Here is a 20,947-nt window from a genome sequence, read left to right on the forward strand (position 1 = left end):
GCGCGTCAATTTCGCCGCCGGGCGGGTCCAGCGCACGCTCAGCAGCGGAGTCCGACGACGCCCCAGCCCCGCCGCTCTGCCTCTGTGACGACCTCGCCCCAGCCGCCGACGAGTCGGGCGAACGAGTCGAAGTCGGGGATCCAGCCGCCGGGCACGGCCGCGTGCTCGGCGAACGGCTCGCGCAGGGAGTCGAGCCCGCCCTCGGCCCGGAGCCAGTGTCGCCGCAGCGCGGCCACGTCCTCGGGCGGGCACCACAGCAGCAGGGGCACGTCCCACGGGCACTCCCGCTCCGGTACGGACTCGGGGTCCGGGCCCGCGACGTCCTCCAGGCCGTGCCAGAACAGCGGGGACACGAAGCGGTCCAGGGCGGTGCGCAGCCCCGCGTCGGCGAAGAGGCGGACCGCCTCCCACCGTTCGCCCGCCCAGAAGTGGGGCTTGTAGGAGTCGAGGGTGCGGGCGAAGGCGTACTTGAGGTGCCAGTCGGCGTCGGCCGTCTCCGGCCGGAGCCAGCCCGCCGCGTCCAGGTCGTCGTCGTACGCCTCGTACGCCTCACCGAAGGCGGCCTCGTCCAGCAGTTCGCCGCGCCGGTCGGGCGGCGCGGCCTCGACGCGCTGCCAGTCGACGATGAGTACTTCGATGGACACGCCCATCTCCGTACACCTCCGTTCCGCATAGGTCGATCCGGCTCCCGATCACGCCTCGGGGTCACTCCTGGGGGTCAGGCCTCGTGCCGGTGGATCACGTCCAGGTAGTGCCGGTCGGCGTACGGCACGGCGTTGTCCCTGCCCGGCAGGCTGAAGACCGCGCAGACGTTCGCGGGCCGGGTGACGATGCTCGACTGCTCGCCGAAGGTGAGAAGGCCGTTGACCTCATGCCGGCAGCCCGCCGCGTCGAGGGCGGCGACCAGGTCCTCTCGGAGGACCGTGGCGTCGTACGAAACGGAGTCCGGCAGGACGAGCGGCGGCAGCCCTACCGTCGAGCCCGGCCAGAGGGAGACTGAAATGCCGCTGACCGCCCGCCCGGTGGTCGTCAGACCGAGACCGCCCCAGGAGTACGGGTAGCCGTCGATGTCCGGGCCCCTCAGCCGGTGGACCGGATGCGGACGTCCCGGACCGAGCAGCTCCTCGGCGTCGGCCAGGGACATGCCGCAGGCCAACGGCCCGACGCGGCCGGTGCGGGCGAAGTCGACGAGTACGTCCATCAAGGTCATGTCAGTTCACAGGTCTTGGCAGTTCACAGGTCACGCAGTTCAGCGGAACTCGTGGATCAGCTCGATCTCGCCGACGATATGGGCGTTGAACTCGTCGAGCTCCTCGGCCGGCACCCACAGTTCGAGGATCGAGCGGCCTCCGGCCTGCTGGACGGGGTAGCGGCGGACGAAGTCGGTGTCGACCTCGAAGCGGGTGACGAAGCCCGCCCCGTCGTGCTTCACGTTCCAGTCCCTGGCGATCCTGATCGCGTAATCCTCGTTGAGAACGGGGTAGAAGATCGGCTGCTCGGGCAACCGGGGCGGCCACGCCCGCCAGTTCAGGTCGCGGACCAGGTCCAGCTCCTTGGGGCCCGTCGGGCGCCAGAGGGTCGTCGTCGCTTGCCGGCCGGTCATCGGGATCGCTCTCTCGGGTTGAGGGGTAAAGAGATACGGGGTGGGGAGTGCGGGTGAGGTGGGGCGGCGACTGCCCTGGCCGGGCACTTCGCGAACTGGACAGTACCTGCGCCCGAGGGCTGACGGCCACGGGGATTTCACCGCCCATCCGCCGGAGAGCGGCGCGGGTGGCCGGGCTCAGGGTCGAACTCGCGATCGAACTCCTCTATCACGGCGTCATGTTCGATGGTTCAGATCGGGACGAACTTTCCCCGTGGGCGGAGTGTTCCACCCTTCGGTCCTTCGCGGTCCGCGGGGTGACTAGCATGGCGCGTCATATGGTCCGGAAGATCGCCGTCCCCTTGGCGTGTCGCTCCGGGCCCACGGCCGACGCATGCCCATCGGCCCGTTGTCTCCCCACACTCAAGGACCGAGGGACCGCTGAATGCCAGTGCCTGCTCCTCCCCGACCGCGCCGCATAGCCACGCCGCGGCGCCCCGCGCCGGTCGTCCCCCTGGCCGTGCTGCTGGTGACCGGTGCGGCCGGTGCCGCGGCGGGCCTCTCGGCGCCGGCCGAAGCCCGCGGCTGGACGGTCACGACGATCCTGGCCGCCTGGCTGTGCCTGGCGGTCGGCGTCGTGGCCAGTTCGCTGGCCGTGCGTCGGGTCCACAGGTCGGCGGCGGCGGACGGCGCCGAAGCCGCGTCCCTCAAGACCCAGTTGGCACGGCAGGGCGCGGAGTCCGCGCATCTGGTGAACGTCACGCTGCCGGGCGTGGTCAAGCGGCTGCGGGACGGGGCCGGGGCGAATGAGACGCTGGCCCAGGCGGCGCCGCCGTCGGATCCCCAACTGCGCCAGGCCCTCCAGGTCTTCGCCTCCGTGGTGGAGGAGTCGGTGCGGCAGACCGCGACCGCCGAGTCGGAGCGGGACCACGCGCAGGGGCAACTCGCCCAGGCCGCCGAGGAGTTCGAGCGTCTGACGACGGCCACGCTGCCGGACGCGATCGCGCAGCTCCGTGAGGGAGCCTCCGCCGACACCGTCCTCGCCGGGCTCGCCTGGCCGCAGAACCCCCTGTTGAGCGTCCCCGCCACTTCCTTCGTACGCGAACTCGCGCACAGCGAGCGGCGGGCCGCCGCCGCGCAGGCCGCCTCCGCCAAGGCGCTCAGCCGGGTGCAGGCGAAGTCCGTGAGCATGCTCGCCGATCTGCGGGACATGCAGGAGCGGCACAGCGCCGAGGTCTTCGGCGATCTGCTCCGCCTCGACCACAGCACCTCCCAGCTCGGTCTGCTGACCGACCGGTTGGCGCTGCTGATGGGCGGCCGTTCCAGCCGCGCCTGGAACAAGCCGATCGTGATGGAGAGCATCCTGCGGGGTGCCGTCGGCCGGATCTCCGCGTACCAGCGGGTGCGGCTGCACTGCTCGACGACGGTGGCCATCGCCGGATTCGCCGCCGAGGGCGTCATGCACCTCCTGGCCGAGCTCATGGACAACGCGGCGAACTTCTCCCCGCCCATCGACGAGGTCCATGTGTACGTCGAGGAGCGCAGCGCCGGGATCGTCGTCACGATCGAGGACAGCGGCCTGAAGATGGCCGACGCGGCGATGCGCCGGGCGGAGGAGTCGGTCTCCGGGCAGGTGACGGACCTGGCCTCGCTGCAGGGCACCCGGCTCGGCCTGGCCGTGGTCGGGCGGCTCGCCGGCAAGTACGGCATGAGCGTCAACTTCCGGCCGTCCTCGCGCGGCGGCACGGGTGTCGTGGTGCTGCTGCCCCCGCAGCTCCTGGCCCAGCAGCGCGATCCGGCGCCGCAGCAGCAACCGGTGCGGCGGAGCGCCGAGCCGGCGGTTGCCCCGCCGGTCGAGGTTCCGGAGCCTCCGGCCGTTCAGGCTCCGCAGACCCCGGCCGCCCAGGCTCCGCAGCCGTCGCCCGTCGAGGCCCCGGCGCCCCCGCCCGTCACGGCCCCGGCGCCCCAGCCCGTCGAGGGGCACGCGGCAGCCCCGGACACACCCGAGTTCCCCGCGTCCCGCCCCGAGATCCCGGCCCAGCAGGAGCGTCCGCGCCCCGTCGCCACGGCGAACGGTCTGCCCGTACGCGCTCCCGGCCGCACCATGGCCGAGGCCGACCGGGAACGACAGCAGCGCAGGGCGGCGTCCGACGCGGAGGCGCCGGCCAAGGACACCGAGCGGCCGCGTGACGCCGGGGCCCGATTCGGCGCCTTCCACCGAGCGCGGCGAGCAGGCACCGACACGTCCGGTACGACCGACGCGTCCGGTACGACCGCCGAGTCCGGGCCGCCGCCCGCCGAGTAGCGCGAAGTCCCGTACGGCGCCCGGGTTCCGGCGCCCCACTCTCTCCCCTGCTCTTCCCCGCTCTTCCCCGCTCGACATCGTGATTGGAGGTACGGGCCGGTGACCGGGCATGCCCGGCGCACCGCGCCCCACCCACCATGCAGACCACCGACAACAGCCTGACCTGGCTCCTGCAGAACCTGCTGAAGCGCACGCCCGGCACCCGGCACGCCCTGGTGCTCTCGCGGGACGGACTGAAGCTGTGCTGGAGCGAGCACCTGACGCTCGATCAGGCCGACCAGCTGGCCGCCATCTGCTCCGGCATCCAGGCCCTCGCACAGGGCGCCTCCGTGGAGTTCGGCGACGGGACCGGCGGTGTCCGGCACTCGATGACCGAGTTCCACGGCGGGCTGCTCTTCATCGTCGAGGCGGGCGAGGGAGCGCACCTGGCGGTCCTGGCCGAAGAGAACGCCGACCCCGGTGTGGTGGGCCATCAGATGACCGAGCTCGTCGAGCAGATCGGGGAGCATCTGCGCGCCGAGCCGCGCGCGCACGACCAGGGCGGCGGCTCCTCGTGACGCCGCGCAAGCCCGTGGACACCGGTGACCCGGACCGCCTCTACACGGTCACCGGTGGCCGCAGCCGCGCCGACGACGACGCGTTCGACCTGGTCACTCTGGTGGTGAGCGAATGCGAGCCCGCCGCGGGCATGCAGTCGGAGCACGTACGCATCCTCGATCTGTGCCGGCATCCGACGGCCGTGGTGGAGATCGCCGCGGAGCTGAAGCTGCCGATCACGGTGGTGCGGATTCTGCTGGGTGATCTGCTCGCCACGGGCAAGATCACCGCCCGGCATCCCCGCGCGGCCGGCTCGGTCGCCGCCATCCCCGATTCCGCCCTTCTCAAGGAGGTGCTCCATGGGCTCCGCAACATCTGAGCTGTCCTCCCGTACGCCCCTTTCCGACACTGCCGAGACCGGCCTGAAGATCGTCGTCGTGGGCGGGTTCGGCGTCGGCAAGACCACCCTCGTCCGGTCGGTCAGCGAGATCCGTCCGCTGAACACCGAAGAGGTGATGACGCAGGCCGGTGTCGGTGTCGACTCGACGGCCGACGTCGCCGGGAAGACCACGACGACGGTGGCGTTCGACTTCGGCCGGATCAGCCTCAACGAGCGTGTGGTGCTCTATCTGTTCGGCGCGCCGGGGCAGGAGCGGTTCTGGTTCCTGTGGGACCGGCTCTTCTCGGGGACGCTCGGCGCGGTCGTCCTGGTCGACACGCGGCGGATGGACGAGTCCTGGTACGCGATCGACCGGCTAGAGCACCACAGGACGCCGTTCGTGGTGGCGGTCAACCGGTTCGACGACGACACCTCCGCGCATTCCCTCGACGAGATCCGCCAGGCGCTCGCGCTGCCCGCCCATGTGCCGCTGATCGACTGCGACGCACGGGTGCGCTCGTCGGGCAAGGACGTCCTGATCACCCTCGTGGACCACCTCTACGAACTGGCCATGGCCCAGGAGATGACACCGTGACCGAGCCGACCGGACCCGACGACCGGCAGAGCCCGCCCCCCGGCTGCCCCGCCCACGCGGGCGCGGTGCGCCTGGGCGGTCTGGAGTACCAGCAGACACCGTCGCAGCTCTACCGCAGCCTGCGCCGGGAGCACGGCGCGGTCGCCCCTGTGCTGCTCGACGGGGACGTGCCCGCCTGGCTGGTGCTCGGCTACTCCGAGGTCAGCTATGTGACGGGCCACGACGAGCTGTTCGCCCGTGACTCGCGGCGCTGGAACCAGTGGGAGCACATTCCCGCCGACTGGCCGCTGATGCCGTTCGTCGGCTATCAGCCGTCGGTCCTGTTCACCGAGGGCGAGGAGCACCGGCGGCGCGCGGGTGTGATCACGGAGGCGCTGGAGGGCGTCGACCAGTTCGAGCTGGCGCGGGACAGCGCGCGGATCGCCGACCGGCTGATCGGCGAGTTCGCGGGCAGCGGCCAGGCCGAGCTGATGAGCGCGTACGCCCACGCGCTGCCCATGCGGGCGGCGGTCCAGATGTGCGGCATGCCGCATACCGGCACGGACACCCAGCAGCTCGTGGACGATCTGCGGATCTCGCTGGACGCGGCGGAGGGCGACGACCCCGTGGCGGCGTACACGCGCGTCGGGGAGCGGATCCAGCAGCTGGTCAAGGAGAAGCGGGAGCGGCCCGGCGCGGACGTCACCTCGCGGATGCTGCTGCACCCGGCGGGCCTGACCGACGAGGAGATCATCCAGGACCTGATCTCGATCATCGCCGCGGCCCAGCAACCGACGGCCAACTGGATCTGCAACACGCTGCGGCTGATGCTGACCGACGACCGGTTCGCCCTAAACGTGTCGGGCGGCAGGCTGAGCGTGGGCGAGGCGCTCAACGAGGTGCTGTGGCTGGACACCCCGACGCAGAACTTCATCGGCCGGTGGGCGGTGCGCGACACCCAGCTCGGTGGCCGGCAGATCCGGGCGGGCGACTGTCTGGTGCTCGGCCTCGCCGCGGCCAACACGGACCCGCAGATCTGGCCGGAGTCGCATGTGGGCCCGGAGAACTCCGCGCACCTGTCGTTCAGCCACGGCGAGCACCGCTGCCCGTATCCGGCGCCGCTCCTCGCCGACGTCATCGCCCGTACGGCGGTCGAGACGCTCCTGGAGCGGCTGCCCGACCTGGTGCTCGCGGTGGAGCCGCGGGAGCTGACGTGGCGTCCGTCGATCTGGATGCGCGGTCTGACGTCGCTGCCGGTGCGGTTCACGCCCGTGGCGCACTGAACGGTGCCGGGGCGCTGCCCGTGGGCGGCGCCCCGGTGGGGTCAGGCGGTGACGGGGGTGAAGCGGACCGGCAGCGACTGCGGGCCGCGGGTGAACACGCCCTGCTCCACGGGGTCGAAGCCCTCGGCGAGACGCACATCGGGCATCGCGTCCAGGAGCTGACCGACGCCCGTCTCCACCTCGGCCTTGGCCAGCAGGGCGCCCACGCAGAAGTGCCGGCCGAGCGCGAACGAGAGGTGGTCGGCGGCGGCGGAGAACGCCGTGGTGGTGGTCAGGTCGTCGCGGAAGATGTCGAAGCGGTCCGGGTCGGCGTAGCGCTGCTCGTCGCGGTTGGCCGAGCCGATCAGGCAGGTGACCGTCGCTCCGGCGGGGATCGTGCCGCCGCTGACCTCCACGTCGGTCGCCGACTGACGCATGATCATGTGGACGGGCGGCGTGCAGCGCAGCGTCTCGGCGAAGGCGCGGGCGATCAGCGAGCGGTCCTTGCGGACGGCGTCCAACTGCTCCGGGTGGGTCAGGAGGTTGGCGAAGATGCTGGCGATGGCCTTGTCGGTGGTCTCGCCGCCCGCCGCGAGCAGCAGGCTGCAGAACGCCTTGATGTCCTCGTCGCTCATGCGTACGCCGTCGACCTCGGCGGCACACAGCGTGGACAGCAGGTCATCGCCGAGGTGATCGCGGCGCTCGCGGATGATCGGGAACATGTACTCGGCGAACTCCACGCGGGTCCGCTCACCGGCCGCCGCGACCTCGGGGTCGCCCGCCAGATTGCCGAGGAAGGCGATGACGGTGGTGTACCAGCCGTGGAAGCGCGCGTGGTCGGCCTTGTCGAGGCCGAGCATGTCGGCGATCACGTTGACGGGGAAGCGGGTGGCGTAGTCGGCGACCAGGTCCACCGTGCCGGTGTGCCGGAAGGCGTCGATCAGTTCACGGGAGTTGCGCTCGATGACGGGGAGGAATTTCTCCTGGAGGTCGCTGCCGCGGAAGGCCGGTGCGACCAGGGCCCGGCGCACGGCGTGCTCCCGGCCGCTGAGCTGGAGGATCGTCTTGCCGTGCACGGGCTCGATCTGCCAGTCGTAGTTGTCGGTGGTGAACTGCGAGCTCTTGTCCTTGAACACGCGCTCGACGTCCGCGTACCGCGAGATGATCCAGCTCTGCGTCGCCTCGTGCCAGAAGAGCGGCGCGCTCTCCCGCATCACCTCGTAGGCCGGATAGGGGTTCGCGGCGAACTCCGGCGAGAGGATGTCGGGGACGTGCTGCGCGGTGGACATGTGGCTCCTTGGTCGATGACGGGGGTGCCCACCAGGCTATTGATCACGTGTCGGCCCAACCAGCCCCTCCAGGTCGACTGTTGAGCACTGCACTAACCTTGGCCGAAAATCGCCGTACGCCTCGCCGGTGCGGGGGCGGCGAGGCGTACGGCGGTGACTCCCCGCGAGCGGCTCAGCAGGTGAGCTTGTCCCCCGGCTCGACGCCCAGGAGCGCGGTGAACCGCTTGTAGTTGTCGACCCGGCTCTGCACCTGCCCGGGGTTCTGCCCGTCGCATTCCAGGCTGCCGTTGATGCTGCGGATGGTCTCGCCGAATCCGGCGCCGTTGACCATGGCGTTGTGCGGCGTCATGGTGCCCGGTCCGTTCTGCGTGTTCCAGTACCAGAGGCCGGTCTTCCAGGCGACGGCGGGATCGTTCTGGACGAGGTCGGGGTTGTTCAGGAGGTCGATCGACAGGGCGTCGCCCGCGGCCTTGTAGTTGAAGTTCCAGCTGAGCTGGATCGGCCCGCGGCCGTAGTACTTGTCGTGGCCGGCCGGGCAGCCGTAGGGCTGGGAACTGTCGCAGTAGTGCGGGTAGTTGTCGGTGTTCTGCTCGACGACATGGACCAGACCGCCGGTCTCATGGCTGACGTTCGCGAGGAACGCGGCGGCCTCCTGCCTGCGCACGGTGTCGCTGCCGGTGCCGGTGAACTCGGGGTAGGCGCTGAGCGCGTCGGTCAGACCGCTGTAGGTGTAGAAGGAGTTCCGGTTCGGGAACATCTGGTTGAACTGGGCCTCGCTGACGATGAATTCGGCGGCTGCCGACTTCTCCCCCGTGTCCGCCTTCCCGGCGGACGCGTTGGGCGCGAGGGTCATGACGGCGACCGCGGCGGCGGATGCCGTCGCGGCCAGGGCGGTGAGCACACGAGAACGAGGACGCATGGGCGATCACTCCTTGAGCGGGCAGGGCGCATGCACGGGGGCACGGCTGACCGCCGCGTGGTGGGGGGTGTGCGAGCAACGGCCAACCGGAACCGCTCCCGCCGTTGGCCTAGACCATACCGAGTGACGTATTCACGTCAAGAGGTCGATGGATACGCGCAGTTGGGAGGCATCGCGGCATCCGCCCTTGAATTCAGCACGTGTTGTGGTCCTGCCCAGGCTTACGCGGACGGCGGCAGTTCCTGCGCGTCCAGGACCCCTCGAACGGTGCCGAGCGACGCATTCTCCGGCGCATCGCCGAGCTGATCGACGATGACGCCGCACCCCACCCAGGTGGCCCCGCACTCCTCGGCCATGCTCTTGACCGCCGCAGCCTGGCTTCCGGTCTCGATCCAGTCGTCGACCAGCAGGACACGGTCTCCCGGACCGAGCGAGGATCGCTGGAGTCGCAGCGTGTGACGGAGGCGCCGGTAGTCGGGGGACGACTGCCGCGCGACCTTGTCGCCCGGCAAGAGGCCCTCGCCCTTGCGGACGGGTACGAAGCCGACGCCGAGCTCGACGGCCGCGGCACCGCCCAGGAGGAAGCCCCGTGACTCGATCCCGCAGACCGCCGTGATCCGCTCGTCCCGGAACGGTTCGACGAGGCCGGCGACCACCGCGGCCAGCGCCTTGGCGTCCCGGAAGACCGCCCAGACATCCGCGTGACCGCCGATCCACCGGAAGTGTTCAAGCGTCAGGTCACGTGCGGTCGCAGGCATGGGCGGAAGTCTTCCGACCGCCGGTCAACGCGGCAAACCATTATCGATCACCCGGACGTCCGGGCTCTCCCGGCAGCGGCCCCGCCAGCTCCCCGATCGCCTTCGTGACGTACGCCGCCCAAGGACCCGGCAGCGGCAGGAGTCCGCCCCGGCGTTCGTCCTCACCGGTGAGGTAGACGGCCCGCGCACGGGCGAGCACGGCCCGGTGTTCCTCCGGGAGTCGGGTCAGCGCCCAGTCCGCCGCGCCGTCCTTGGACGTGACGACCCCGGTGGCCAGCGTCATCCAGATGCGGGCCAGGGTCAGGACCACATTGCGGGTGTCCGAGTCGAGTTCGGCCAGGAGATCCGGGACACCCGCGACCATCGCGCGCGACAGATCCGCTCGCGGAACCGCGTCGAGCAGCTCGCCCGGCGGCGGCCCGGCCAGAGCCCTGCCCGCCAGCAGCACCATCGTGACGAGCGGCGCCAGATCGGGGCTCGCCACCGGCGACGGCACGTCCCCGCGCTCGCAACTCTCCCGCAGCCACTCCCCGTACTGGAACTCGCAGACCGGCGGATAGCTCCACGGGCTGATCGCGCCCCGCACGACGACGGTCAGCTCGACGGGCCGCACCGTCGTGCCGCGCGGCGGCCAGGCGGACAGATCCAGGAGTCCGTCCACGAGCCGCCGCCGCTGCCCCCGCGTCAACGGCCGCTCCACGACGGCGAACACGTCGATGTCGCTGTACGGCCGCAGCCCGCCGAGCACGGCGGAACCGTACAGATAGGCGCCGGCGAGGTCCACGCCGAGCGTGTCGCGCAGCAGGCGTACGACGTCATCGGTCTGTGTCACGGGTGACCCTTCCGCCAGGGGACGACGAAGGGTGCGGGCGGTGGCCCGCACCCAGGACGGGCGGCAGTCAACTCCCGGCAGAAGGCGGCGGCATCAGGTGCCGTGCCGGGAAGACGCCTGACCTCTAGGCATCGGCCGCGCGGCGCGGCTCGCGGCGCATCACCCACAGGACCGGGCCGCCTCCCGGCAGTTGCGCCTCCCCGAGCACGGTGAAGCCGAAGTGCTCGTAGACGGGGAGGTTGGACTCCTTGGAGGACTCCAGGTAGACCGGCAGCCCCGCCTCGTCGGCCTTGGCGAGGCCCGAGCGCAGCAGGGCGGCGCCCTGGCCCTGCCCCTGCGAGGCCGGGTCGGCGCCGATCACGGCCAGGTACCAGTGCGGTTCCTGGGGCGCGTGCTCGGCGGCCGATTCGACGGCTTCCCGGAAGAGTCCGGCGCGGTCGCCGAGGATGGCGGTCAGTTCCTCGATCGTCTCCGCGTCGGGAACGGCCTTGGCCTGCGCCTCCGGGGGCACCCAGAACGCGGCCGCGGACTCCGTGCGCTCACAGAAGCCGTGCCGGCCGTACTGCCGCGTGAAGATCGTGGTGAAGTAGCGGGCCAGCGCGCTGTCGCGCGACGCGCCCTCGGGGAAGAACCAGCGCATCATCGGGTCGTCGTCGAAGGCACGGGCCAGGATGCTGCTGATGGTGGGCGCATCGTCGATCGCTGCCGTTTTCGGCATGTTCGTTATCGGCATAAGGGTCATTCTGCACCCGATGATCTTGGCCTCGCGGGCGGGGTCCCCGTCCACGCGTGAGGCCTCTCGACGGTCAGGACAGTGGCGTGAAATCAGGGGCGGGAAGCGGGCAGGAAATACCCCCCTGGGTATCTCTGTTACGGTGAGGGGGAAATACCCCGGGGGGTAAACACGTGAGAAGGAGCGTGCCGTGTTCTTCGCCGATGTCCTGGAGACCAAGGGTCTGGGCAACCGCAGCTATCTGGCGGGCGGCGCCCTGTCGGTGGTCGTGATCGACCCGCCGCGCGACATCGACCGGGTGATCGCCGCCGCCGCGCGGCGCGACGTGCGGATCGTCGCCGTCGCCGAGACGCACGTGCACAACGACTACGTGACGGGCGGCCTGGAGCTGGCCCGGCTGACCGGCGCCCGCTATCTCGTCCCGGCCGGCGCCTCGGTGTCGTACGCGAGGGTGGCGGTGTCCGACGGGGACGTCGAGGAGGTCGACGAGGGCCTGGCGCTGCGGGCGGTGGCCACGCCGGGGCACACCCCGCACCACATGTCGTACGTACTCGAAGAGGGCGGGCGCCCCGTGGCCGCCTTCACCGGTGGATCGCTGCTGATCGGCGGCGTGGGGCGGCCGGACCTGGTGGAGCCGCGGCTGACCGGTGAACTGGCCCGCGCGCAGCACGCCTCCGCGCACCGGCTCGCCGCCGAGCTGGCCGACGAGGTGGCGGTGCTGCCCACGCACGGGTTCGGCAGCTTCTGTTCGTCCGCGCAGGGGGACAGCCGCGACAGCACGATCGGTACGGAGCGGAAGTCCAATCCGGCGTTGGTGCAGGACGTGGAGACGTTCGTGGCCGAGCTGCTCTCCGGCCTTGACGACGTGCCCGCCTATTACGCCCACATGGGTCCGGCCAATGCCGCGGGGCCCGCCCCCCTGGACCTGACCCCGCCCCGGCGTGCCGACGCCACCGAGATCGCACGGCGGCTCGCCGCGGGCGAGTGGGTGGTGGATCTGCGCAGCCGGACGGCCTTCGCCGAGGGGCATGTGGCCGGGGCGTACAACTTCGAGGTCGACGGGCAGCTCGCGACCTATCTGGCCTGGATGATCCCGTGGGGCAAGCCGGTGACGCTGCTGGGCGCGAGCGCCGACGACGTCGCCCGTGCGCAGCGGGAGTTGGCGCGGGTCGGCATCGACCGCCCCGCCGCGGCCGCCGTCGGCTCCCCGGCCGACTGGGTCGACGGCCAGGCGCCGCTCGCCTCGTTCCCGCGGGCGACGTTCGCCGATCTGGCCGCGGCTCGCGACCGGGGCGAGCGGCCGGTGGTCCTCGACGTACGCCGGGCGAGCGAGCGGTCGGGCGGCTGGATCGACGGCAGCGTGCACATCCCGGTCCACGAGATCCACCACCGCCTGGGTGAAGTGCCCGCGGGGCCGGTGTGGGTGCACTGCGCGGGCGGGATGCGCGCGGCGATCGCGGCCTCCGTCCTGGACGCGGCGGGCCGGGCCGTGGTGGCGGTCGACGACGGGTACGCGGCCGCGACGGACGCGGGTCTGACGCTCGTCGACCCTGCTCGCATATGACCACCCCGCTCCTCGCCCTGCTCGCCGGAGCGCTGGTCGGGCTTGCCCTGGGGTCGCTCGGGGCGGGCGGCAGCATTCTGACCGTCCCCGCACTGATCTATCTGCTGGGGTTCAGCCCGGCCGAGGCCACCACCGCGAGCCTGGTCATCGTGATCGTCACCTCGCTGGCCGCGCTGCTCGCCCACGCGCGCGCGGGAGCGGTGCGCTGGCGGTCCGGTGCGCTGTTCGCGGCGGCCGGGCTGCTGCCGGCCGCCGCGGCGGGACTGCTCTCCGCGCGGATTCCCGCGACAGCGCTGACCTTGGCCTTCGCCGTGCTGGCCGTCCTCGCCGCACTGCGCATGCTGCGGCGCCGAACCCCGCCGGAGGGCGGGACGGTGTCGGCGATCCGTGCGGCGGGGGCGGGCGCGGGGCTCGGTGCCGTGACCGGGTTCCTGGGGGTCGGCGGCGGGTTCCTCGCCGTGCCCGCCCTGGTGGCCGCGCTCGCCGTCCCGATGAGCGCGGCCGTCGGCACCAGCCTGCTGGTGATCATCGCCAACGCGCTCGTCGCCCTCGCCGCCCGCGCGACCACGGCGGTGAGCCTCGACTGGGCCCTGATCATGCCGTTCGTCGCGACGGCGGTCCTGGGCGCCTGGGACGGCAAGCGGCTCAGCGCGAAGGTCTCCCCCGCCACACTGCAGCGCGTCTTCGGCGCCCTGCTCCTCGTCGTGGCCGCGGCGATGGGCGCCGGAGTCCTGCTGTGACGCCGGACCCGAGGCCGGCGCGGGCCTCAGGCCAGCGACAGGAAGAGCTTCTCCAGACGGGCCCGCATCTGCGCGGAGTCCCGCACCTCGGGGTCCTCGCTGGTCATGCACTGCTGCAGCCCCGTGGCGATGATCGAGAACCCTGCCCGGTCGAGGGCCCGGGACACGGCAGCCAGCTGGGTGACGACCTCCTCGCAGTCCCGGCCGTCCTCGATCATCTTGATCACTCCCGCGAGCTGGCCCTGGGCCCGCCGCAGCCGGTTCAGCGCCGACTTCAGCTCGTCGGCGCTCATGTCGAGTTCCACACGTCCTCCTCCGCATACCCCCACGGGTATTCTACCTGGAGGGGGAACCAACCATCGAAAGGCATTGTTCCGTGCACACCCCCATCACCTTGACGCCGGGCCAGGCCACGGCACGCTTCGGCGAGTTCACCGTGGTCGACGTCCGCACCCCCGGCGAGTACGCCGGCGGCCATCTGCCGGGCGCCCTCAACGTGCCGCTCGACCGCCTGGCCGAGGCCGCCGAAGCCCTGAGAGCGGCGGCCTCGCGTACGCCCCTGCTCATCGTCTGTGCCTCCGGGTCCCGCTCCGCCAAGGGGTGCGCGGCGCTGGCCGCGCTGGGTGTCGAGGCGGCGACGCTGGCCGGCGGGACCGGGGCCTGGGCGGCGGAGGGCCACCCCGTGGAGCGGCCGGCCGGAGGACGTGCCGCCTGGCCGATGGACCGGCAGGTCCGGCTGGCCGCCGGGGCGCTGGTGCTGCTCGGCTTCCTCGCGGGCCTGGCCTGGCCGCCCGCGCACTGGCTGTCGGGGGCCATCGGCGCGGGGCTCGTCTTCTCCGGCGTGACGAATACGTGCGGCATGGCCGCCGTACTCGCCCGCCTCCCCCACAACCGGGCCCCCGAGCAGGCCGCCTCCTTCCAGGAGACGCTGGTGCGGCTGGCGGCGTGAATCCCCTCAGGCGGCGGCTGTGACCTTCTCCCGGCGGTAGAAGTCGAACTGGGTCACTCCGCCGTATCCGTAGCTCTCCGGGGCCAGTTCGTGCAGCGCGACCCCGGCCCGGCGCAGCGGGCCGAGCAGCTCCGTCAGGAGCGCGGCGGCTTCGGCGATGAACGCGGCCTTCTCCGCACCGCTGTTGGTGCCCGCGGTGATGTCGGCCTCGACGCGCGCGTCCCTGCCGTCGGTCAGCGGACGGCCGTCGACGAAGTAGCGGGCGCCCGGCACCAGGTCGACGTGGACGACCGTGCGCGCGCCCGACTTGCCGAGGAGCGTCACCGCGAGGCGGGTCAGCCCTTCGGCGAGGGCGCTGTGGACGCCGTCGGCGAGCTCGGGACCGGTGACGGTGACGCGGAAGTACGGCATGGCTCTCCTCTGTGGACGCTCGGTGCGCCGCCGGAGCCGACGGCACGGGGCAAGCCTTCGCCGACCTGGCACGATGGGTCCAACCCATCGGTTTCATAGGCACATGAGGCGCGCGCATGACCGTGAACATCCCGCAGCTGAGGGCCTTCGCCGCCGTCGTCGACGCGGGCGGTTTCGGCGCGGCGGCCGACGACCTCGGCATGAGCCAGTCCGCGGTCTCGCACGCCGTCGCCTCCCTGGAACGCGAGTTGGCGGCCCCGCTGCTCGTCCGTGCCTCGCCGGTACGGACGACGGCGCTCGGCGAACGGGTCCTGCCGCACGCGCGCGGCGCGCTGTCGGCGGCACGTTCCGTGGAGCGGATCGCGGCCGAGTCCGCCGCGGCCCTGACCGGCACGGTGCGCCTCGCCGCCACACCGACCGTCCGTCAGGGGCTGGTTCCCGGCCTGCTGCGGCACTGGCGCGAGGAGCATCCGCGGCTCACGGTGCGGGCCTTCGAGGGGGACAGCGGCGAGTTGGCAGCCTGGCTGGCGAGCGGCGCGGCCGACGCCGCCGTCCTGATCGACCCGCCGTCCGGCGCCGGCATCCCGCTGGCCACGGACGCCTATCGCGCGCTGCTGCCGCGCGACCATCCCCTGGCGGACGAGCCGGCCGTCGACATCCGCGACCTGGAGGACGACCCGTTCCTGATCTCCCCGAACAACTGCGAGGCCCGTATCCGTACGATCCACGAGCTGGCGGGGCTGGACTTCGCGCCCGCCCACCGGGTCCGCGACCTGGCGACGCTGATCGGCATGGTGCAGTCCGGCATCGGCGTCACCGTGCTGTCCGAGGTCTCCCGTTCGCTGATCCCCGCCGATCTCGTCCTGGCGCCGCTCCGCCCCGAGGTCTCGCGGCGCCTGGTGCTGACCGGGCCGGATGACCGCCCCTGGCATCCGGCGGTCCGTGCCCTCGCAGAGTCGGCCGCCGTCAGCTCGTGTGCCGGGAGCGGGCCAGCGCGTACCCGCCCATGACCGCGCCGATCAGGCCGACCGCCAGCGCGACGACGGCACCGCCGAGTCCGTTGCCGGTGCCGATGCCTCCGGATGACGTGGCGGCGACCACTGCGCCGACGGCCATCCCGGCCAGGCCCGCCGCGAGGGCCAGCACGGCTCCGCTCCGATCGGACCTGATGCCGATGCGGCCGGCGGCGCGGGCCAGGGTCAGCCCGCCGACGACGACGCCGAACAGCGCGACGAGCGCGGCCACGCTCGCGCCGACGCGCCCGGCGCTCATGCTGGTGACACTGGCGGCGATCACAACTGGGACGGACATGAGGTGCTCCTGCTCTTGAGACGGGACTTGCTCGGACTGCCGCTCTGGGCACGGGAGATGCGCGTGCGACGGGCATCTCGCGTACGGCTGTGAGTGCTCGCCCCGATGGTGTCCGCCGCACCCGCCGCCGCGCGTCCGGCAGACGCGGACACTTCACGCTGCCGCCCCCGCCGCAGTCGGCTGCCGCGAACGCCGCAGGAGCCGCGCGACTACCGCCGTTGCGGTAGTGGGCTGTTCGTCCGCCCGTACGACTCGCACCCCGCGGGCTTCCGGCTAATCTGCGCGCATGAGCGCACGGCTGTCCCGTGTTCCGGCGGGCGTCAAGGACTGGGCGATCGCCGCCAGTGCGGCCGCGACGCTGCTGATCACCGGGCTGTCGGGGGAGCCATCCGACGCGGCACCCGACCTGCTCGGGTATGCGCTCCTGGCGGGCGGCGGCCTCGCGTTGGCCGCGCGGCGTCGCGCACCGGTCCCCGTCCTGATCGGCACCGGGCTGTGCGCCGTGGGCTACCAGGCGACCGGTTTCGACGTGCCGGCCGTCGCCTATCTGTTCGCGGTCTACGCCGCCGTGCGCGAGGGACATCGCGTCGTCACGGCGGTCGCGAGCGTGACCCTGCTCGCGGCGCTCCCGCTCGCGGCGCTGGCCTCGGGCCTGCACGACACGGGCGAGGCGTTCGCCCGGGCGCGCGGCGCTCTTGAGCTGGCCTGGCTGGTCGCGGCCGCCGCCGCGGGGGAAGCGCTGCGGCAGGCCGAGCGGCGGGCGGACGAGGCCGAGCGCACGCGGGAGGAGGTCGCACGGCACCGCGCGGACGAGGAACGACTGCACATCGCACGGGAGTTGCACGATTCGCTCACCCATCAGATCTCGGTGATCAAGGTGCAGGCCGAGGTCGCCGTGCACCTGGCCCGCAAGCGCGGCGAGGACGTACCGGAGTCGCTCCTGGCGATCCGGCAGGCCGGCGGCGAGGCCGCGCGGGAGCTGCGGGCGACCCTGGAGGCGTTGCGTGACGACGGCAAGGCCCCGGCCCATGGCCTCGACCACGTCCCGGCGCTGGTCGAACGGGCCCGCGCGACGGGCCTGGACGCGACGTTGACGGTCGAGGGCCGACGGCACGCCGTTCCTGCCGCCGTGGACCGGACCGCGTACCGGATCGTCCAGGAGTCCCTCACCAACGTCGCCCGGCACGCCTCGGCGGCGACGGCGTCGGTCCGGATCGGCTACGGCCGGGGCGTCCTCGCCATACAGGTCGACGACGACGGCAGCACCACGCCGGGCCCGCCCCCGGCTCCGGGCGTCGGACTGCTCGGCATGCGTGAGCGGGTCACGGCACTGGGCGGCCACCTGCGCGCACAACCGCGCGGCCAGGGCGGCTTCTCCGTACAAGCGGAGATTCCTGTGCACACCGGGGCGGATCCCGTGGAGCGTGCGTCGGCCCCGGTGGACCGTGCGGCGCTCTCCGTGGACCGTACGCCGTGATCCGTGTCCTGCTGGTGGACGACCAGCCGCTCCTGCGCAGTGGATTCCGCGCGCTCCTGGGCGCCGAGGAGGACATCGAGGTGGTGGGCGAGGCCTCGGACGGCGCGGAGTGCCTGGCCCTGGCCGCGGAGTTGCTGCCCGACGTGGCGCTCGTGGACGTGCAGATGCCGGTGATGGACGGCATCGAGGCGACCCGGCGCATCGCGTCGGACCCGGCGCTTGCCGGGGTGCACGTCGTGATCCTCACCAACTACTGCTTCGACGAGTATGTCTTCAACGCGCTGCGCGCGGGCGCCGCCGGGTTCATCGTCAAGGACATCCGGCCGGAGGACTTCCTCCACTCCGTGCGCGTCGCGGCGCGCGGTGACGCGCTGCTCGCACCGTCGATCACCCGCAAGCTCATCGACCGTTACGTCACCCAGCCGCCGCACCCCGGAATCCACGGGGAGTTGAAGGACCTGACCAACCGTGAGCGCGAGGCCGTCGCGCTGGTCGCGCGGGGTCTTTCCAACGACGAGATCGCCGCCGCCATGGTGATCAGCCCACTGACGGCGAAGACCCATGTCAACCGGGCCATGGCGAAACTGCGCGCCCGCGATCGCGCGCAACTCGTGGTCCTCGCCTATGAGTCCGGGCTTGTGAGGCCGCACGGTACTTGAGGGCGCCACAGGAGCCCCCTCCAGGAAGTCCCTCCACGGACTCCCTATAGGACATCCCTATAGGGAGTCCCTATATCCCCTGCTCACTTTCCGTCTTTGCCTCGCGTTCTTTCCCGGATCTACCGTGAACTCACCGATGAGCGACGGAAAGGGCCGATTTCATGACCACGTTCGAGAACGGATCGGGAACGCGGGAACTCAAGGGAAAGCGGGCCCTGGTGACGGGCGGTACGCGCGGAATCGGCGCGGCCGTGGTTCGTCAGCTCCTGGACGCGGGCGCCGAGGTGCTCACCACCGCCAGGTCGGCGTCGAGCGCGGCGCCGGAGGGTGCCGCGTTCGTGGCGGCGGACGTGCGGAGCCGGGCCGGCGCCCAGGCGCTCGCCGCGGCCGCGCAGGAGATGCTCGGCGGGGTGGACATCCTGGTCCACAACGCGGGTGGGGCACGGCCGCACGCGGGCGCCTCGGCCATTTCGGACGAGGAGTGGCAGGACGCGCTGGACCTGAACTTCCTGGCGTCGGTGCGGCTGGACTCCCTGCTGGTGCCGGGGATGCGGGAACGCCGCTCGGGAGGGATCGTGCACATCTCGTCGGCCGCGGTCCGCACCGCGATCGGGCCGTTCCTGCACTACACGGCGGCGAAGGCCGCGCTGGAGAACTACAGCCGGGGGCTGGCCCTCGAACTGGCCCCGGACGGAATCCGGGTGAACACCGTGACGCCCGGCCGGGTCGCCACACCCGGCGGTGAGACGACGCGGAAGGAGTGGGCGCGGCTGAACGCGGCACCGGCGCAGACCAACGCCGACGACAGCACCCCGCTGGGGCGGGACGGAGAGCCGGACGACATCGCCCACGCGGTGCTGTTCCTCGTGTCCGACCGGGCGGGCTGGCTGACCGGGAGCAGTCTCGTCGTGGACGGCGGTGAATTCCCCAGGGGCTGATGGCGGTGAAATTCCAGAACGCCCGACCGGGCAGAGGAATACCAGAACGAAACGCCTGACTCGGCAGGGGAATTCCGCTTCCTTCTCGGCGGTCAGGAAACCGGCGAGAAGGAAGCGGAATCCGACCAGAATTCCTTGTGGAGGAGTTCGAGCAGCGCCGTCTCCGCCGGGCCGACACCCTGGCGGAGCACGGCGATGACGGGCTGGGACACGGCCGGGAACACCGGGCGGACGAGGTGCTCGTGGCCGAGCGGCACCGCGGAGGCCGGGACGAGCGTGACCCCGAGGCCGTGCGCGGCCCAGCGCACGGCCGTCGCCGTCTGGGACACGCGGGCGGCAGTGGTCGGCGGCAGGTCGTTCTCGCGCAGGACGTTCAGGAGTACGCCGTCGAGCGCGCTGTCACGGTCGAACCTGACCCACGACTCCCCCGCGAGGTCGCGCAGTTCGACCCGGTCCGCGGCGAGCAGCCGATGCCCTTCGGCGAGGACCACGACGAACTCCTCGTCGCCGAGACGGTGGGCGTCGGCGGGGCTCCGCTCACACGCCGCCATCAGGGCGAGGTTCAGCACGCCCCGGCGGCACAGCCGCTCCAGCTCGGCGGAGCTCGGCTCCTCGAAGACGGTGACCTCCAGGCGCGGGAAGCGGCGGCGCAGCTCGCCAAGCGCACCGGGCAGCTGCCGCGTGCCGAAGCCCATCTGCGCCGAGACGACCAGCTCGCCCACCAGCTCGTCGGCGCCGGCGGCCCGCGCCGTCGCCCGCGCACGCCTCGACGCGCTCACGGCGACCTCCGCCTCCCGCAGGAAGGCACGGCCGACCACGGTGGGCACGAGGCCGGTCGGCGTACGGGCGAAGAGTTCCACGCCCAGTTCCCGCTCCAGGCTGCGGATCTGCTGGGACACCGACGGCTGGGCGACGTGCAGCACCTCGGCCGCAGCGGTCACCGAGCCCTCCTCGGCGACGGCCAGGGCGTACTCGAACTGGCGAAGGCTCATCGGCCGGTCCCTTCCGTGCCGGTGAGCAGCGCCTTCGCCATCCGCTGGACGGAGCGGGTGAAGTACCGCGGGTCGCCGGGCGGGGTCACGTGGCGGATCAGGGCGCCGTCGAAGAGGGCGAGCAGTCCGTGGGCGAGGAAGTCGGCGTCGGCGTCGGGGCGTTCGGCGGCGAGCAGCGAGCCGAGGTGGCGGTGCCAGAAGCGGAAGCTGGGGTCGCCGTACTTGTCCTCGGCGCATGCCTGCTCATGGGCGCAGAGCAGGACCGCGTTGCTCTCGGCGATGGCACCGAGGCCGTCGAGGAAGGCGTGCAGGCGCTGTGCGGGTGGTGCGCCGGGGCCCAGCGGCGGCGGCCCTTCGGAGACGGCCTGGCGCAGTTCGCGCGAGCGTTCCTCGAGGAGCGCCTGCAGCAGTCCGGCGCGGCTGCCGAAGCGGCGGAACACCGTGCCCTTGCCCACGCCGGCCAGGGCCGCGACCCGGTCCAGCGAGACGGGGGCGCCGTCGCCCTCGGCCAGCAGGCGTTCGGTGGCGCGCAGCACCGCGTGCCGGTTGCGGGCCGCGTCGGCACGCTCGGTGCGTTCCGTCCGCTCGGTGCGCCCGGTGCGCTCGGTCCCGGCGGGTACCGCGTCGGCGGTTCGGCGCCCGTCAGCCATGGCGACAACTCCTCATTGAAAGCGGGCCGTTGGTCCGGATAGATTACCTCCGAATCAAGCGGACTGTCAGTCCGTATGGGCGAATG

General features: G+C 72.2%; 25 protein-coding genes. 12 read left to right on the forward strand and 13 right to left on the reverse strand.

From position 1 onward, the window contains the following. Nucleotides 1–38 precede the first annotated feature (38 nt). The 3 genes from ACIBKX_RS14950 to ACIBKX_RS14960 form a co-directional block, all read right to left on the reverse strand. Nucleotides 39–644 (reverse strand): hypothetical protein, encoded by a 606-nt coding sequence (locus tag ACIBKX_RS14950; protein ID WP_363277787.1) that lies wholly within the window; start codon nt 642–644, stop codon nt 39–41. A gap of 74 nt (nt 645–718) precedes the next feature. After that, nucleotides 719–1,210, reverse strand: a complete 492-nt coding sequence (locus ACIBKX_RS14955; RefSeq protein ID WP_363277786.1) for a hypothetical protein — start codon at nt 1,208–1,210, stop codon at nt 719–721. A 39-nt stretch (nt 1,211–1,249) separates the two neighbouring features. Then, a complete protein-coding gene (locus tag ACIBKX_RS14960) occupies nt 1,250–1,603 on the reverse strand; it encodes a hypothetical protein (RefSeq protein ID WP_363277785.1) in 354 nt (117 codons plus the stop codon). Nucleotides 1,604–2,027: 424 nt separating this feature from the next. Between ACIBKX_RS14960 and ACIBKX_RS14965 the strand changes: the two genes are divergently transcribed. From ACIBKX_RS14965 to ACIBKX_RS14985, 5 genes are all read left to right on the forward strand, one after another. Continuing rightward, complete coding sequence (locus ACIBKX_RS14965) at nt 2,028–3,887, forward strand: ATP-binding protein (protein ID WP_363277784.1); 1,860 nt, start codon at nt 2,028–2,030, stop codon at nt 3,885–3,887. 137 nt (nt 3,888–4,024) lie between these two features. Beyond that, nucleotides 4,025–4,444 (forward strand): roadblock/LC7 domain-containing protein, encoded by a 420-nt coding sequence (locus tag ACIBKX_RS14970; protein ID WP_363277783.1) that lies wholly within the window; start codon nt 4,025–4,027, stop codon nt 4,442–4,444. Continuing rightward, on the forward strand, nt 4,441–4,803 hold the full coding sequence (locus ACIBKX_RS14975; RefSeq protein WP_363277782.1) for a DUF742 domain-containing protein: 363 nt from the start codon (nt 4,441–4,443) through the stop codon (nt 4,801–4,803). Before ACIBKX_RS14970 ends, ACIBKX_RS14975 begins: the two co-directional genes overlap by 4 nt. Next, entirely contained in the window at nt 4,784–5,398 is a 615-nt protein-coding gene (locus ACIBKX_RS14980; protein WP_363277781.1) for an ATP/GTP-binding protein, read from the forward strand. Before ACIBKX_RS14975 ends, ACIBKX_RS14980 begins: the two co-directional genes overlap by 20 nt. After that, on the forward strand, nt 5,395–6,660 hold the full coding sequence (locus tag ACIBKX_RS14985; protein ID WP_363277780.1) for a cytochrome P450: 1,266 nt from the start codon (nt 5,395–5,397) through the stop codon (nt 6,658–6,660). Before ACIBKX_RS14980 ends, ACIBKX_RS14985 begins: the two co-directional genes overlap by 4 nt. 41 nt (nt 6,661–6,701) lie before the next feature. Here the strand turns inward: ACIBKX_RS14985 and ACIBKX_RS14990 are convergent, their stop codons facing one another. The 5 genes from ACIBKX_RS14990 to ACIBKX_RS15010 form a co-directional block, all read right to left on the reverse strand. Then, nucleotides 6,702–7,928: a cytochrome P450 gene (locus ACIBKX_RS14990; RefSeq protein WP_363277779.1), complete on the reverse strand. Its 1,227-nt coding sequence runs from the start codon at nt 7,926–7,928 to the stop codon at nt 6,702–6,704. 172 nt (nt 7,929–8,100) lie between these two features. Then, entirely contained in the window at nt 8,101–8,847 is a 747-nt protein-coding gene (locus ACIBKX_RS14995) for a chitinase (protein WP_363277778.1), read from the reverse strand. A gap of 221 nt (nt 8,848–9,068) precedes the next feature. Continuing rightward, on the reverse strand, nt 9,069–9,605 hold the full coding sequence (locus tag ACIBKX_RS15000) for a phosphoribosyltransferase family protein (protein ID WP_363277777.1): 537 nt from the start codon (nt 9,603–9,605) through the stop codon (nt 9,069–9,071). Nucleotides 9,606–9,645: 40 nt separating this feature from the next. Beyond that, the gene (locus tag ACIBKX_RS15005) at nt 9,646–10,437 is read right to left on the reverse strand and encodes an aminoglycoside adenylyltransferase family protein (protein WP_363277776.1); all 792 of its coding nucleotides are present in this window, start codon (nt 10,435–10,437) and stop codon (nt 9,646–9,648) included. A 124-nt stretch (nt 10,438–10,561) separates the two neighbouring features. After that, nucleotides 10,562–11,179: a GNAT family N-acetyltransferase gene (locus ACIBKX_RS15010; protein ID WP_363277775.1), complete on the reverse strand. Its 618-nt coding sequence runs from the start codon at nt 11,177–11,179 to the stop codon at nt 10,562–10,564. 181 nt (nt 11,180–11,360) lie between these two features. Here ACIBKX_RS15010 and ACIBKX_RS15015 point away from each other — a divergent pair, with 181 nt between their 5' ends. Together ACIBKX_RS15015 and ACIBKX_RS15020 are read left to right on the forward strand one after the other, a co-directional pair. Then, nucleotides 11,361–12,734, forward strand: coding sequence for an MBL fold metallo-hydrolase (locus ACIBKX_RS15015; RefSeq protein WP_363277774.1), 1,374 nt, complete (start codon nt 11,361–11,363; stop codon nt 12,732–12,734). After that, complete coding sequence (locus ACIBKX_RS15020; protein ID WP_363277773.1) at nt 12,731–13,474, forward strand: sulfite exporter TauE/SafE family protein; 744 nt, start codon at nt 12,731–12,733, stop codon at nt 13,472–13,474. Before ACIBKX_RS15015 ends, ACIBKX_RS15020 begins: the two co-directional genes overlap by 4 nt. Nucleotides 13,475–13,500: 26 nt before the next feature. Here ACIBKX_RS15020 and ACIBKX_RS15025 read toward each other — a convergent pair whose 3' ends face one another. Continuing rightward, nucleotides 13,501–13,779, reverse strand: coding sequence for a metal-sensitive transcriptional regulator (locus ACIBKX_RS15025; RefSeq protein ID WP_363277772.1), 279 nt, complete (start codon nt 13,777–13,779; stop codon nt 13,501–13,503). A gap of 71 nt (nt 13,780–13,850) precedes the next feature. Here ACIBKX_RS15025 and ACIBKX_RS15030 point away from each other — a divergent pair, with 71 nt between their 5' ends. Then, a complete protein-coding gene (locus tag ACIBKX_RS15030; RefSeq protein WP_363277771.1) occupies nt 13,851–14,423 on the forward strand; it encodes a rhodanese-like domain-containing protein in 573 nt (190 codons plus the stop codon). A gap of 6 nt (nt 14,424–14,429) precedes the next feature. Here ACIBKX_RS15030 and ACIBKX_RS15035 read toward each other — a convergent pair whose 3' ends face one another. After that, nucleotides 14,430–14,834: a hypothetical protein gene (locus ACIBKX_RS15035; protein WP_363277770.1), complete on the reverse strand. Its 405-nt coding sequence runs from the start codon at nt 14,832–14,834 to the stop codon at nt 14,430–14,432. A 116-nt stretch (nt 14,835–14,950) separates the two neighbouring features. On the opposite strand from ACIBKX_RS15035, the gene ACIBKX_RS15040 reads away from it, so the two are divergent. Continuing rightward, on the forward strand, nt 14,951–15,844 hold the full coding sequence (locus ACIBKX_RS15040) for a LysR substrate-binding domain-containing protein (RefSeq protein WP_363277769.1): 894 nt from the start codon (nt 14,951–14,953) through the stop codon (nt 15,842–15,844). Here the strand turns inward: ACIBKX_RS15040 and ACIBKX_RS15045 are convergent. Then, complete coding sequence (locus ACIBKX_RS15045) at nt 15,801–16,145, reverse strand: DUF6223 family protein (RefSeq protein WP_363277768.1); 345 nt, start codon at nt 16,143–16,145, stop codon at nt 15,801–15,803. The two genes, ACIBKX_RS15040 and ACIBKX_RS15045, sit on opposite strands and share 44 nt — an antisense overlap. A gap of 286 nt (nt 16,146–16,431) precedes the next feature. On the opposite strand from ACIBKX_RS15045, the gene ACIBKX_RS15050 reads away from it, so the two are divergent. The 3 genes from ACIBKX_RS15050 to ACIBKX_RS15060 all read left to right on the forward strand — a co-directional run bounded on the left by ACIBKX_RS15050 (nt 16,432) and on the right by ACIBKX_RS15060 (nt 19,219). Next, the gene (locus ACIBKX_RS15050) at nt 16,432–17,622 is read left to right on the forward strand and encodes a histidine kinase (RefSeq protein WP_363277767.1); all 1,191 of its coding nucleotides are present in this window, start codon (nt 16,432–16,434) and stop codon (nt 17,620–17,622) included. Continuing rightward, nucleotides 17,619–18,281 (forward strand): response regulator transcription factor, encoded by a 663-nt coding sequence (locus tag ACIBKX_RS15055; protein ID WP_363277766.1) that lies wholly within the window; start codon nt 17,619–17,621, stop codon nt 18,279–18,281. The genes ACIBKX_RS15050 and ACIBKX_RS15055 overlap by 4 nt, the downstream gene beginning before the upstream one ends. A 161-nt stretch (nt 18,282–18,442) precedes the next feature. Continuing rightward, entirely contained in the window at nt 18,443–19,219 is a 777-nt protein-coding gene (locus tag ACIBKX_RS15060) for an SDR family oxidoreductase (protein ID WP_363277765.1), read from the forward strand. Between the two features lie 92 nt (nt 19,220–19,311). Here the strand turns inward: ACIBKX_RS15060 and ACIBKX_RS15065 are convergent, their stop codons facing one another. Both ACIBKX_RS15065 and ACIBKX_RS15070 read right to left on the reverse strand, forming a co-directional pair. Beyond that, entirely contained in the window at nt 19,312–20,211 is a 900-nt protein-coding gene (locus ACIBKX_RS15065) for a LysR family transcriptional regulator (RefSeq protein ID WP_363277764.1), read from the reverse strand. Continuing rightward, nucleotides 20,208–20,861: a TetR/AcrR family transcriptional regulator gene (locus ACIBKX_RS15070; RefSeq protein WP_363277763.1), complete on the reverse strand. Its 654-nt coding sequence runs from the start codon at nt 20,859–20,861 to the stop codon at nt 20,208–20,210. The genes ACIBKX_RS15065 and ACIBKX_RS15070 overlap by 4 nt, the downstream gene beginning before the upstream one ends. Nucleotides 20,862–20,947 lie beyond the last annotated feature (86 nt).

The organism is Streptomyces sp. NPDC050658 (genome assembly GCF_044457025.1).
Lineage (GTDB): Bacteria > Actinomycetota > Actinomycetes > Streptomycetales > Streptomycetaceae > Streptomyces.

What these genes read in the sequence shown, in the direction of transcription:
- ACIBKX_RS14990 (WP_363277779.1), bottom strand. Translation starts at nt 7,928, where the DNA reads ATGTCCACCGCGCAGCACGTCCCCGACATCCTCTCGCCGGAGTTCGCC.
- ACIBKX_RS15010 (WP_363277775.1), bottom strand. Translation starts at nt 11,179, where the DNA reads ATGACCCTTATGCCGATAACGAACATGCCGAAAACGGCAGCGATCGAC.
- ACIBKX_RS15040 (WP_363277769.1), top strand. Translation starts at nt 14,951, where the DNA reads ATGACCGTGAACATCCCGCAGCTGAGGGCCTTCGCCGCCGTCGTCGAC.
- ACIBKX_RS15065 (WP_363277764.1), bottom strand. Translation starts at nt 20,211, where the DNA reads ATGAGCCTTCGCCAGTTCGAGTACGCCCTGGCCGTCGCCGAGGAGGGC.
- ACIBKX_RS15070 (WP_363277763.1), bottom strand. Translation starts at nt 20,861, where the DNA reads ATGGCTGACGGGCGCCGAACCGCCGACGCGGTACCCGCCGGGACCGAG.
- ACIBKX_RS14980 (WP_363277781.1), top strand. Translation starts at nt 4,784, where the DNA reads ATGGGCTCCGCAACATCTGAGCTGTCCTCCCGTACGCCCCTTTCCGAC.
- ACIBKX_RS15020 (WP_363277773.1), top strand. Translation starts at nt 12,731, where the DNA reads ATGACCACCCCGCTCCTCGCCCTGCTCGCCGGAGCGCTGGTCGGGCTT.
- ACIBKX_RS15045 (WP_363277768.1), bottom strand. Translation starts at nt 16,145, where the DNA reads ATGTCCGTCCCAGTTGTGATCGCCGCCAGTGTCACCAGCATGAGCGCC.
- ACIBKX_RS14995 (WP_363277778.1), bottom strand. Translation starts at nt 8,847, where the DNA reads ATGCGTCCTCGTTCTCGTGTGCTCACCGCCCTGGCCGCGACGGCATCC.
- ACIBKX_RS15050 (WP_363277767.1), top strand. Translation starts at nt 16,432, where the DNA reads ATGAGCGCACGGCTGTCCCGTGTTCCGGCGGGCGTCAAGGACTGGGCG.
- ACIBKX_RS15000 (WP_363277777.1), bottom strand. Translation starts at nt 9,605, where the DNA reads ATGCCTGCGACCGCACGTGACCTGACGCTTGAACACTTCCGGTGGATC.
- ACIBKX_RS14960 (WP_363277785.1), bottom strand. Translation starts at nt 1,603, where the DNA reads ATGACCGGCCGGCAAGCGACGACGACCCTCTGGCGCCCGACGGGCCCC.
- ACIBKX_RS14955 (WP_363277786.1), bottom strand. Translation starts at nt 1,210, where the DNA reads ATGACCTTGATGGACGTACTCGTCGACTTCGCCCGCACCGGCCGCGTC.
- ACIBKX_RS14970 (WP_363277783.1), top strand. Translation starts at nt 4,025, where the DNA reads ATGCAGACCACCGACAACAGCCTGACCTGGCTCCTGCAGAACCTGCTG.
- ACIBKX_RS14965 (WP_363277784.1), top strand. Translation starts at nt 2,028, where the DNA reads ATGCCAGTGCCTGCTCCTCCCCGACCGCGCCGCATAGCCACGCCGCGG.
- ACIBKX_RS15035 (WP_363277770.1), bottom strand. Translation starts at nt 14,834, where the DNA reads ATGCCGTACTTCCGCGTCACCGTCACCGGTCCCGAGCTCGCCGACGGC.
- ACIBKX_RS15060 (WP_363277765.1), top strand. Translation starts at nt 18,443, where the DNA reads ATGACCACGTTCGAGAACGGATCGGGAACGCGGGAACTCAAGGGAAAG.